Below are 12587 nucleotides of genomic sequence, written 5' to 3' on the forward strand. Positions count from 1 at the left end.
GATATAACACAAAACCCGGCTTTGCGGGCCGGGTTCTGTTTTTTTATCTGTCGGTTTCAAAGCGTTCTTTCGGGACGATCATTTGCAGATGGTGCCTGAGGTTCACGAATTCGCCTGGAAGCAGGCCTCCGTATTCTCCGTCAAGGTTCAACTGCATTTTTTCTTCGGTATGGATATTGATACGTCTTGCTTTTTCATAAATGACGTGTTCGTCCCGGATGTGATCACCTTTGATCGCGAGTGTTGCGACGCGGATGAACTCGGCGAGGTTCGCTTTTTTCAAAATGATGAGGTCGAAATAGCCGTCATTGAATTCGGACATCGGAGCCAGTTTTTCAAAACCGCCGACAGAGTTCGTATTCGCGACCAGAAAAAGCATGATGTCACCTTCGTATACTTTGTCATCGTATTCGATTTTGACGTTGGTTGGACGGATTGACGGGAGCATCTCCATCCCTTTCAAGTAATACGCTAACTGGCCGATCATCGTCTTCATCTGACTCGGAACAGCATAGGTCAGTTCTGTGAGCTTACCACCGCCAGCGATGTTGACGAAATACTTTCCGTTCACACGACCGATGTCTACCGGGATGTCAATCCCATCACATAAAACATCTACAGCCCTTTCGATCGTCCGAGGAATCCCCAGGGCCCGAGCAAAGTCGTTGGTCGTGCCTGCAGGGATGATCCCCATCTTCGGTCGGTTCGGAAGTTCTGCGATGCCGTTGATGATCTCGTAGATCGTTCCATCGCCGCCTGCTGCAATGACAAGATCGAATTCACGTTCAACTGCCAGTCTTGCTGCTCTTGTTGCATCTCCTTCATCGGCGCTGGTTGCATGAGCCGAAGTCTCGTAGCCTGCTTTCTCCAGTTTTTCCAGGATATAAGGCAGCTGCCGCTTGACCTGTTCCCTGCCTGATGTCGGATTATAAATTAATCGAGCTCGTTTCATAATAGATCACCTGATTTTATTCTAATAGGTTTCAAAAAACTAGATGCGGACAACTGTTGTGTAAAAATTTTCCTTTTATTGTTTCCGTCCATCTTATTATAGTGACCTTAAATCCAAAATGCAAAGCAATTCGCTGTGACAAAGAACGACGAAAGCCGGATTTGGCGAAATGCCCATAAATTCCCAGGAAGTTGTCGCGATAAATTCTCTGCCCTCCTATAAAGAAAACTTGGCAAAGCCAAGCCATGGCGAAGGCTGAGCCTAAGCTGCACTTATACTTCGTTCGTAAACTTATCTGCTACGTCGGTTAGCTACATCGCTGAAAAGTTATACATTCTTAACGTACCAGAAAAGAAGCCCTCCTAAAGGGCTTCTTCATGACTCAGCGCTTTTCGATTTCGTCGACGATCAGTTTGTTGACCATCGGCGGGTTCGCTTTCCCTTTCGTCGCCTTCATCACTTGGCCAACGAGGAATCCGAGTGCCCGGTCTTTCCCGTTTTTATAGTCGATGATCGATTGTTCGTTCTCATCTAAAATTCCAGTGACGATGCCGCGAAGCTCACCTTCATCCGAAATCTGGACAAGTCCTTTTTCCTTGACGATCGCTTCTGGATCGCCACCTTTTTCGATCAGCTCTTTGAACACTTTCTTCGCAATTTTGGAAGAAATCGTTCCTTTTTCGATGAGCTCAATCATTTTCGCAAGACCATCTGGTGTAAGAGCGACTTCATCGATCTCCTTGTACTCAGCGTTCAAGTACGCGGAAACCTCACCCATCATCCAATTGGATGCAGCTTTTGCGTCAGCACCATTATCCAATACTTTTTCAAAGTAATCGGACATTTTCTTCGATTGCGTTAAAACCTTCGCGTCATATGCTGGGAGCTTCAACTCATCGATGTACCGTTGCTTACGCGCATCCGGAAGCTCAGGAATCTCGGATTTCACACGCTCGATCCAGGCTTCGTCGATTGAAAGGCCGACAAGATCCGGCTCTGGGAAGTAGCGGTAGTCGTCAGAGCCCTCTTTCACACGCATGAGGATCGTTTTCTTGGAAACCTCGTCAAAGCGACGTGTCTCCTGGAGAATCTCTCCACCGCTGAGCAATACTTTTTCCTGGCGGACTTCTTCATGAGCGAGTCCTTTTTGGACGTTCGCAAACGAGTTCAGGTTCTTCAGCTCCGTCTTCGTTCCGAACTCCTCCTGTCCGACTGGGCGGAGTGAAATGTTCGCGTCACAGCGCAATGACCCTTCTTCCATTTTACAATCGGATACTTCTGTATATTGTAGGATCGCCTTCATTTTCTCCAAGTAGGCATAGGCTTCTTCCGGTGTACGGATGTCTGGCTCTGATACGATCTCGACAAGCGGCGTACCCTGGCGGTTCAAGTCCACGAGGGAATGGGTTCCGTCTTCAGCATGCATCGATTTACCGGCATCCTCTTCCATATGAAGGCGTGTGATCCCGATTTTCTTTTTCTTGCCGTCGACTTCGATTTCAATCCAGCCGTTTTGGCCGATCGGCTTATCAAATTGAGAGATCTGATAGGCCTTCGGATTGTCCGGATAAAAATAGTTTTTGCGGTCGAATTTTGTTTCTCGTGTGATTTCACAGTTTAATGCCATTGCCGCACGCATCGCGAAGTCAACCGCTTGCCTGTTCACGACAGGTAGAACGCCCGGGTGTCCAAGACAGATCGGGCAGACGTTCGTGTTCGGTGGTGCTCCGAATTCGGTGGAGCAGCTGCAGAAGATCTTCGAGTTCGTTTTTAGTTCAGCATGGACCTCAAGTCCGATAATCGTTTCAAAATGCATCTTTTCGTCCCCCCTTACAGTTGCGGTTTGTTTTGATGATGGTCTGTCGCATGCTCATAGGCGTGAGCAACACGATAGATCGTACTTTCATCAAACGCTTTTCCGATGATTTGTAGTCCGACAGGCAGTCCATTGGAGAGTCCGCATGGGACGGAAATTGCCGGTACCCCAGCAAGGTTGACTGGGATCGTCAGGATATCGTTCGCGTACATTGTAAGCGGGTCATCGGTTTTCGCACCGATCTTGAACGCAGTTGTAGGCGCTGTCGGTCCAAGGATGACATCGTATTTTTCAAAAACTTCGTCGAAGTCGTTCTTGATCAATGTACGTACTTTCTGTGCTTTTTTGTAATACGCGTCGTAAAACCCTGAGCTCAACGCGAATGTTCCAAGCATGATCCGGCGTTTCACCTCGTTACCGAACCCTTCGCTGCGCGTGTGGTTGTAAAGCTCCAGGAGATTGTCCGCGTTTTCCGTGCGTACACCGTAACGGACTCCGTCAAAGCGAGCCAGGTTAGAGGACGCTTCAGATGACGCGAGCAAATAATAGGTTGCGACACCATATTTCGAGTGCGGGAGTGAAACCTCTTCCCACTCTGCCCCCAGGCCTTCTAAGACTTTAAGCGCGTCCATGATCCGGTTCTTGACGTCTTCATCTACACCTTCACCGATATATTCTTTCGGCACCGCGATTTTCAGACCTTGGATATCGCCAGTTAGGGCTGCTGTGTAGTCCTGGTTTTTAACGTTGGCAGATGTGGAATCCATTTTGTCATATCCGCTGATCGCCTGGAATAAAAACGCATTGTCTTCGACCGAGTTTGTAATCGGGCCGATCTGGTCAAGAGAAGAGGCGAACGCGACAAGGCCGAAACGGGAAACGCGTCCGTATGTCGGTTTTAAACCTACTACGCCACAGTATGCTGCTGGCTGCCGGATCGATCCGCCAGTGTCGGAACCGAGGGAGAAAAAGACTTCTCCTGCTGCCACTGCAGCTGCTGATCCACCGCTGGAACCGCCTGGTACGTAGTCCGTGTTCCAAGGGTTGCGTGTTTGGAAAAATCCTGAGTTTTCGTTGGATGAACCCATCGCGAACTCGTCCATGTTTAGCTTACCGACTGTGACCGTTTCCGCTTTTTTCAATCGCTCGACGACTGCTGCATCGAAAACAGGCTCGAAGTTGGCAAGCAACTGGCTTCCGCAAGTCGTACGAAGACCCTTCGTCGAGATGTTGTCTTTCACCCCGATCGGCAGACCGAACAGGAGTCCGCGCATTTCGTCGGTCCCCATCTTACTGTCGAGGTATTTCGCTTGTTCTCTTGCGCCTTCTTCATTCAGTGTCAAGAAGGCTTTCACTTTATCGTCTACTTCGCTGATTCTTGAGAAGGAAGCGTCGACGAGTTCGCTTACCTTCATTTCTTTTTTATGTAGGAGCTCATGCAGCTCTGAAATCTTCTTTTCAAATAAAGACATCGTCCATCTTCTCCCTCCCTACTCTAAAACTGCCGGAACTTTGATTAGGCCGTTTTGCGTATCTGGTGTATTTTTGAGTGCTTCCTCACGTGTCAGCCAAGGCTTCGCTTCGTCTTCACGGAGAACATTTTTCATGTCTAAAACGTGTGTGGTCGGTTCCACGCCATCTGTATCCAATTCCTTCAGTTGCTCTGCATAGCCGATGATCGCGTCAAGCTGATTTGTGAACATTTCCGCTTCTTCCTCAGTCACCGCAAGCCTTGCCAGCTTCGCAACGTGCTTTACTTCTTCCTTCGTGATTCGGGCCACTTTTTCCACCTCCAAAAATCGTACCTATTGCAATATACTGATGATACCAAAAAGAACCCGCCCATATCAACAATCAGGGTGTAGGAGCAGTAGATTGTCCAGCTTTCATGTCAAGTTAACGATAAATTTCGGATTTGCACCGATATTTTTCAAACTTGCACCGATAAATTTTGGAACTGCTACGATAAAGCATTCATAGGGCATTTGAGATGGTGCCTGACACCGATTGAGAAGTCAACGGCGCCAAGGGTTCCTGATCGGTGCCAGGCACCCAAAACAAAGCTTGCTATATCAGGTCGGTGATGAGTTTGGCGAGTTTTGTGATGCCTTCGGTGTTTTCGCGGTCGCTCAGTCCGGAGTAGCTGATACGGATCTCTTGTGTCGGTTCGTTCGTTGCATAACATGCACTGCCAGGCAGAAAGGAAATCGATAGCTCGGATGCCCGTTTCTGTAGCCCGAGTATGTCAATCCCCTCAGGCAGCTTGATCCACAAATTCAACCCGCCTTTCGGAATTTCATATGTGATCCGATCTTTCAAGTGGTTTTCCAGGATTTCAACTGTCATATCCCGCCTGATTTGCAAGGCTATTCTCAATTTTTCAAGGTGATCCTTCATCCGCTGTGTCTTCATGAACGGGAGGATCACTTTCTGGTTCAAGAGCGGGCTTCCGACATCCATGGAGGCTTTTGCAATAAAGATCGACTCATACAATTCCTTATCCGCAATGAGGGCTCCTAATCGAATTCCCGGTGCCATCGTTTTACTGAATCCTTTCAAAAAAATGCAATGGCCGGTCGTATCAAAGTACTTGATCGGTTTCGGCGGAAGCACACCATCAAAATAGATTTCATTGAACGAATCGTCCTCAATGATGAGGAAATGATACGTTTCAGCAAGCTCAAGAAGCTCTTTGCGTCGCTTTTCACTCATTGATGTCCCAGTCGGGTTATGGAAGGTGGGATTAACGTACACAACCCTTGGAGGGTTCCTTCGGCACTGCTCCTCCAATAGATCGGTCCTCATTCCATCTCGATCAATCTGTATCGGTAGAATCGCATTTCCTCTGTTCATGAACGTATCGAGTGCAGCACCATAACAAGGGCTTTCGACCGCTACTGTATCAGACGGTGTCAGAAAAGTGTTTGCAACCACATTGATCGCTTGTTGGACTCCACTCGTGATAAGAATTTCATCTATTGGTGGTCGATAACCAAGCTGATTGCCCAAGTAAGCGGACACTTCAGTACGCAGTTCTTCATCCCCTTCCACCGGTCCATACGTCGTCAAGATCATCGGGTATAGATCAAGAATCGTTTTTGCCTGATCCGCAAGAAAATGACTCGGCAACAGTCCCGGAGATACGACAGCTTTTGAAAAATCGTATTGACGTTTCGAACGCTGCATCAGATATTGCGAACGCGTAAGAAGAGGCGTGAAACTATCCTGATGCCCATCTATTTGTGGGAATGTATGACCGGAATGAGGACTTTTCACAAAAGCTCCCTTTCCTTGGAGGATTTCAACATAGCCTTCTTCTTCCAAGCGCTGATAGACTTTATTGATGGTCAGATAATTCACTTCCAACTCTTTTGACAATAACCGTAATGAAGGCATTCTATCTCCAGCCGCTAATACTCCCGTCTGGATCCTGTTCACCAGCTGATGATAAATTTGCTGATGGATCGGTGTGGCCGCCTCTTTCTTCAGGACTAGTTTCATATTCAGCTCCCCTTTTTCTTTAAGTAAAGCTGAAATTAAAACGTTTTACAAGGAGAACTGTTATACGCTCTATCAAACTGTTATACACTAACTCCTTTATACTCCTTTTAACTGAAAAGGAGGTTATCAGATGATTTTTATCAATTACATTTTAGTTTGCATTATTTTCGGTACAACTTTTCTGTTTATAAAAGTAGGGATTGATGCAGGGTCGACACCGATTCTTTCTGGCGGAGTCCGATTTATGATTGCTGGACTGCTTGTCCTTGGCTTTTTTGCCATCAAAAAACATCCGATCGTTGAGGCTTTGGTATCCAAACAGCTCATTTTGGTAGGTTTCTGTATTACGTTCATGACCTTTTCGACCCTCTATTGGGCTGAACAATACATTACATCTGGCTTAGCTGCTGTCCTCTCCGCGACTGGTCCTATGATGATTTTGTTGATCCAGAGGCAACGCAAGGAGGCTGAACTTGATTTTATCAAGGTGAGCGGGTTGATGATCGCACTTGTAGGTGTCATTTGCATCTCACTGCCTGGTTTAGGCGAGACACTTTCTTATCTTTGGGTGATCGGATGTATCGTGGTGTTGATCGGAGAAGTCGGCTACGGATATGGAACGGTTTTTTCCAAACGATATTTTGCGACGGAACATCGCTTTTCCCCATTTTTGATGAATGGTGTGCAAATGTTTTACGGAGGGATTATGTTGACTCTTTTTTCCTTCTTAGTTGAGGATCCTAGCTTTTCTTCACTCGTGGCAAATTCTAATGCACAGATCGCCTTGCTTTACTTGATCCTGGTGGGATCGATTGGGGGACATGGACTCTATTACTGGCTGATATCAAAAACCAATCCCATCTTCCCATCGACTTGGCTGTATGTCTCGCCATTGATTGCCATTTTCGTAGGCTATATGTTTTTACAGGAAGCCCTGTCTCCTATCATGATCCTGGGCGCATTCCTCATCATTCTCGGCGTGGTGCTGACCAATCGCACTACCCTCATGAAGCTAGTCAAGAACGGAGAAGTCACCCGCTCCAACGTCTGACTGACGTGCCTGACTGACGTACCAGGTACACTTTCAAAACCGTTGCGGTACAAGGGATTGAAAATGGTGCCAGGCACCGAAAAAGAAGCCTACAGCGCCAACGCTTCCCGATCGGTGCCTGGTACAGAGATATGATAACAATGCTTCAGACAAAGAAAAAAGACTGGCTTGGAGAGGGTTTGCCTCTTGAGCCAGTCTTTCTTTTATCTCTTTTTATTCAACAGCTTCTGTGAATTCATCTTTGACTTCTTGTTTTGGTCCTTTGCCCATCAAACTTACAATGATGATTGCAATTGTTGCAAGGATAAATCCTGGAATAATTTCGTACAGTGCAAATGGAATGACGGCTTCTGTTTGCTCAGCTCCCGCTGGTGGAGTTGAAAGTGTCTTCCAAAGTACAACTGTTACTGCACCGACTAGGATTCCTGCAATCGCACTGTTCCGAGTCATACGTCTCCAGAACAGTGAAAGGATGATGACAGGCCCGAATGCAGCACCGAATCCTGCCCATGCATAACTTACAAGCTCCAATACGCGAGATTCAGGGTTGGAAGCAATCAATCCGGCAATAAGAGCAATTCCAATCACCGCGAAACGACCGATCCAAACCAATTCTTTTTCACTCGCATTTTTTCTAAGTAATGCTTTGTAAAAGTCTTCTGCAAGAGCACTGGAGGATACGAGCAATTGAGAATCGACTGTACTCATGATTGCCGCAAGGATTGCTGCTAATAGGACACCTGATACCCAAGGATTGAATAAGACTTGCGTGAATAGGATGAATACAGTTTCAGTCGCTGCACCTTCAAGCGGGTTGTCTGCAAAGTAAGCGATACCAGCCAAACCTGTAAAGATAGCACCGAATAGAGAAACGACCATCCATGTCATTCCGATCATACGAGCCTTCGGAATGTCTTGTGAAGATTTTACAGCCATAAAACGAGTCAGGATATGAGGTTGTCCAAAGTAACCAAGACCCCAGGCAAGCGAAGAAATGATTGCGAGAAATCCTGTAACACCACCCATACCTGCCATGATATCGACAAAGCCTGCATCTACAGCTCCTACCTGGTTGATCGTTTCATTCCAGCCACCAACCTTATTGACTGCAACAATCGGAACAATAATCAAGGCTAAAAACATCAGAATCCCTTGGATGAAGTCAGTCCAACTTACTGCAAGGAATCCGCCCAGGAATGTGTACGAGATAATGACTGCCGCTCCAATCCATAATGCAGCCGTGTAAGGCATATTAAAGGATGATTGGAAAAGCTTTGCTCCCCCTACAAGCCCTGAAGCTGTATAGACAGTAAAGAAAAATAGAATGACAATTGCAGACATCACGCGTAAAATTTTCGAATTATCACGGAAACGATTTTCAAAGTAATCAGGAATTGTGATCGAATCATTAGAGACTTCCGTATATTGGCGAAGGCGTTTTGCCACAAACTGCCAGTTCAAATAAGCACCGATCGATAGACCGATTCCGATCCACGCTGCGTTCATACCACCTGCGTAAACAGCCCCTGGTAACCCGAGCAAGAGCCAACCACTCATATCCGAAGCACCCGCACTAAGTGCTGCTACTCCAGGAGTCAGGCTTCTTCCTCCTAATACATAATCTGATAAGTTACTTGTAAGGCGGTAGGAAATGACTCCGATCGCAAGCATTACGACTAAATAAATGATGAATGTTATTAACGTAGGCGTATCAATACCCATCTAATCAATTCTCTCCCTTCGGTTCAATAAAATACGATATGATCGATAAAATAACTACTAAAGGCATAGGTACTAGTAACCAAAACCATGTTGCTGTCGATAGACTGAATTCCTCCACGATGTACACCTCCTGTATTTTATATGCAAGTGTTATGCAAAAATAATTCATTATTACCCTGCTCAATATCCCGCAATTGTTGCAACTATCAAAGACCATAACATAATATAATTTATAGAACATTGTGTCAATTATTATTAATCGATGCAAATGTATGTTTATACATATAAACCGGGAAATGTAAGCCTTTACAACCGTATATTATAATATCTATTCATAAAAATTCATGAAGATAAATTCAAGGATAATATTACCATTTGAGCTGGTTTTTATACGACATGTGCCCTTTTTCCCATCATTACCATATATTCTTTCCCGCTCAACGGTAAAGAAACGGAATATTGTAGACGTATTGTCATGTATAATAAGATAACAAAAAAGTCGGTGATCTTGAAAGGATTTTAGTTTAAGGGGGATGGATATTTGGAGGGATTGTTTGAACAAAATCCACGAATAAAGGCTCAGCATAAAAAATTATCGAAAACCCAGCTGGTAAAACGCATCATTCTCGTTCCGCTGGGGGCATTGCTTGTCGCAACCGGGCTGGAAATCTTTTTGGTCCCTAACCAGATCATTGATGGAGGGATTGTAGGGATCTCTATCATCCTTTCACACTTGAGCGGTATCAAACTGGGATACTTGCTTCTCTTATTGAACCTTCCCTTCTTTTTCATCGGGTATAAACAAATCGGTAAAACCTTTGCTCTCACCACTTTATTCGGCGTCACGTCTCTTTCCATTTTCACATTATGGCTGCACCCTGTGCCCGTTTTGACCGATGACCCTCTTCTGGCTTCCGTATTCGGCGGGATCATTTTAGGGATCGGTGTAGGCTTGGTGATCCGTTACGGAGGCTCTTTGGATGGAACTGAAATAATGGCGATTCTTTTTAATAAGGCGACACCCTTTTCAGTCGGCGAAGTCGTCATGTTTTTCAATCTTTTCATTTTGGGGAGTGCAGGCTTTGTATTCGGATGGGAACGGGCGATGTATTCGTTGATCGCTTACTTCATTGCTTTTAAAATGATCGACATTACAATCGAAGGATTCGAATCTTCCAAATCTGTATGGATCATAAGTGATATGCATAAAGAAATCGCAGAAACCTTGAATGCCCGACTAGGGAGAGGTGTCACTTATTTGAACGGGGAAGGCGCCTATACTGGCGATGCAAAGAAGGTCATCTTCTGTGTCATTACTCGTCTTGAAGAAGCGAAGCTCAAAAGCATTGTTGAAGAACTCGATCCCTCAGCATTCCTGGCAGTCGGGGATATTCATGACGTCAAGGGCGGGCGTTTCAGAAAAAGAAGCATCCACTAATAGGGAAAAACATACCTGCCAAAACAGCTGGAGTTCCTCAAAGGAATCCGGTTTTTTATTCTGGAATAGTAAAACCCCCGCCGTTCGGTGGCAGACAGGGGTTTGTTTAAAGTTGTTTATAGTCCTTCTGATGTTGTTTTCGCTTGCATGTGCTGTATGAGATAGTCTGGTCCCCCAGCTTTGGAGTCTGTTCTGGACATATTGAATCCGCCGAATGGTTGATATCCGACGATTGCTCCAGTACACCCTCGGTTAAAGTAGAGGTTACCGACATGGAAGTCTTCTTTTGCGCGTTTGATCTTTTCGCGGTCGTTTGTAAGAAGAGCTCCTGTCAGGCCATACTCCGTATTGTTAGCAATTTCAAGCATGTGGTCGAAATCACGTGCTTTACTGAATGCAACGACTGGACCGAAGATTTCTTCCTGCATGATGCGCGCTTTCGGATCAAGATCAGCGAAGATCGTCGGTTGGATGAAGAATCCTTTGGAATCATCACCTTCACCACCAGCCACAAGACGGCCTTCCTCTTTACCGATTTCGATATAGTTCATGATCTTGTCGTAAGCACCTTTATCAATGACCGGTCCCATGTAAGTGTTATGATCAACCGGACTGCCAGTCGTAAGTTCTTTCGTAAGCTTGATAGCTTTGTCAAGAACCTCATCGTAAACATCTTGGTGAACGACCGCACGGGAACCGGCAGAACATTTTTGTCCAGCAAATCCGAATGCAGAGTAAACGATTGATTGGGCTGCTAGATCAAGATCAGTGTCTTTGTCGACACAGACTGTATCTTTTCCACCCATTTCAACGATTACGCGCTTAAGCCATATTTGGCCCTCTTGGATCTTTGCTGCACGTCCCCAGATACGTGTACCAACGTCACGGGAACCTGTGAAACTGATGAGACGAGTTTTCGGGTGATCGACAAGATAGTCTCCAACTTCAGAACCGCTCCCAGGCAAGTAGTTCAAGACCCCTGCAGGAGTGCCGGCTTTAAGCATGACATCTGCAAACCATGCTGCAACGACTGGTGTCGCACTAGCTGGTTTTAAAATCACCGTGTTACCGGTGACGATCGGTGCAACTGTCGTACCAGCCATGATTGCGAGCGGGAAGTTCCATGGCGAAATCGTGACGCTAACACCTAAAGAAGTGTATTTGTATTGGTTGTGTTCGATTGGACGACTTTGGATCGGTTTACCATCCTTGATTTCGAGCATTTGACGGCCGTAATACTCAAGGAAATCAATTGATTCAGCTGTATCAGCGTCTGCTTCTTTCCACGGCTTTCCTGCTTCTTTCACCAACAAAGCAGAGAATTCATGTTTACGGCGGCGAATTTCTGCAGCTGCACGGAATAGGACGTTCGCACGTTCTTCCGGATCCACCTTGCGCCAAGTTTCAAAAGCTTTGTCCGCAGATTGCATCGCCTTTTCAGCGAGCTCTTGGTTCGCTTTTGAAACACGACCGATGACCTCTTCTTTATTCGCAGGATTGATCGACACGATCTTATCATCTGTAGAGACGTACTCTCCATTGATGATCAGGTCATAGTCTTTACCTAATAATTCATTCTCGACTTTTTTCAAAGCCTGTTCAAAAGCTTCACGATTTTCCTTGACTGAAAAATCGGTAAATGGCTCGTGTTTATAAGGGACTACCATAAAGAATGAACCCTCCTATATCGCAATAGAGTAGTATTGAAAACGCATACAAGTTTTCAATTACATTCCCATTCTACACTATGAAAATAACGCTTTCAAACATCCAGTAATAGTCAGAATTTTCCATAATAAAACAATTGATTTTTCTCGTGTTTGGCTGTACCAGGTACACTTTATGACCCCTTCTCCCCCAGGGCCTCTCTGAGTGTACCTGGCACCATTTCAAATCCCTTACCCCCCAAGGCTTCTCTGAGTGTGCCTGGCACCATTTCAAATCCCTTACCCCCCAAGGCTTCTACGAGTGTGCCTGGCACGGATAAAACTTAAAAAAAGAATGGGGTTTGGTATTATCCCCTTCAGGTAGACAGGAAAAAAAGAGAGCATTTGATATGATGTTCTTAAGAGTCTACCTGGGAGGGGATTTTCTATGGCTAAAAAGG

9 protein-coding genes are annotated in these 12587 nt (G+C 45.7%); 2 read left to right on the forward strand and 7 right to left on the reverse strand.

From position 1 onward, the window contains the following. Positions 1-43: 43 nt before the first annotated feature. The 5 genes from L1611_RS17195 to pdxR form a co-directional block, all read right to left on the reverse strand. Positions 44-952, reverse strand: coding sequence for a diacylglycerol kinase (locus L1611_RS17195; protein ID WP_236314945.1), 909 nt, complete (start codon positions 950-952; stop codon positions 44-46). A 382-nt stretch (positions 953-1334) separates the two neighbouring features. Next, positions 1335-2768, reverse strand: coding sequence for an Asp-tRNA(Asn)/Glu-tRNA(Gln) amidotransferase subunit GatB (gatB, locus tag L1611_RS17200; protein WP_236314946.1), 1434 nt, complete (start codon positions 2766-2768; stop codon positions 1335-1337). A gap of 14 nt (positions 2769-2782) precedes the next feature. Then, positions 2783-4240: an Asp-tRNA(Asn)/Glu-tRNA(Gln) amidotransferase subunit GatA gene (gene gatA / locus L1611_RS17205; protein ID WP_236314947.1), complete on the reverse strand. Its 1458-nt coding sequence runs from the start codon at positions 4238-4240 to the stop codon at positions 2783-2785. Between the two features lie 18 nt (positions 4241-4258). Further along, positions 4259-4549 (reverse strand): Asp-tRNA(Asn)/Glu-tRNA(Gln) amidotransferase subunit GatC, encoded by a 291-nt coding sequence (gene gatC, locus L1611_RS17210; RefSeq protein WP_236314948.1) that lies wholly within the window; start codon positions 4547-4549, stop codon positions 4259-4261. Between the two features lie 286 nt (positions 4550-4835). Further along, positions 4836-6269, reverse strand: a complete 1434-nt coding sequence (gene pdxR / locus L1611_RS17215; protein WP_236314949.1) for a MocR-like pyridoxine biosynthesis transcription factor PdxR — start codon at positions 6267-6269, stop codon at positions 4836-4838. A gap of 130 nt (positions 6270-6399) precedes the next feature. On the opposite strand from pdxR, the gene L1611_RS17220 reads away from it, so the two are divergent. Continuing rightward, on the forward strand, positions 6400-7320 hold the full coding sequence (locus L1611_RS17220; RefSeq protein ID WP_236314950.1) for a DMT family transporter: 921 nt from the start codon (positions 6400-6402) through the stop codon (positions 7318-7320). Positions 7321-7533: 213 nt separating this feature from the next. On the opposite strand, the gene putP is transcribed toward L1611_RS17220, so the two are convergent. Further along, positions 7534-9042 (reverse strand): sodium/proline symporter PutP, encoded by a 1509-nt coding sequence (gene putP, locus L1611_RS17225; protein ID WP_236314951.1) that lies wholly within the window; start codon positions 9040-9042, stop codon positions 7534-7536. Between the two features lie 550 nt (positions 9043-9592). Between putP and L1611_RS17230 the strand changes: the two genes are divergently transcribed. Beyond that, positions 9593-10480, forward strand: coding sequence for a YitT family protein (locus L1611_RS17230; RefSeq protein ID WP_236314960.1), 888 nt, complete (start codon positions 9593-9595; stop codon positions 10478-10480). 116 nt (positions 10481-10596) lie between these two features. Here the strand turns inward: L1611_RS17230 and pruA are convergent, their stop codons facing one another. Further along, positions 10597-12147, reverse strand: coding sequence for an L-glutamate gamma-semialdehyde dehydrogenase (pruA, locus tag L1611_RS17235; RefSeq protein WP_236314952.1), 1551 nt, complete (start codon positions 12145-12147; stop codon positions 10597-10599). Positions 12148-12587: the final 440 nt, after the last annotated feature.

Origin of the sequence: Pseudalkalibacillus salsuginis (assembly GCF_021646685.1) — a bacterium.
Taxonomy (GTDB): domain Bacteria; phylum Bacillota; class Bacilli; order Bacillales; family Fictibacillaceae; genus Pseudalkalibacillus; species Pseudalkalibacillus salsuginis.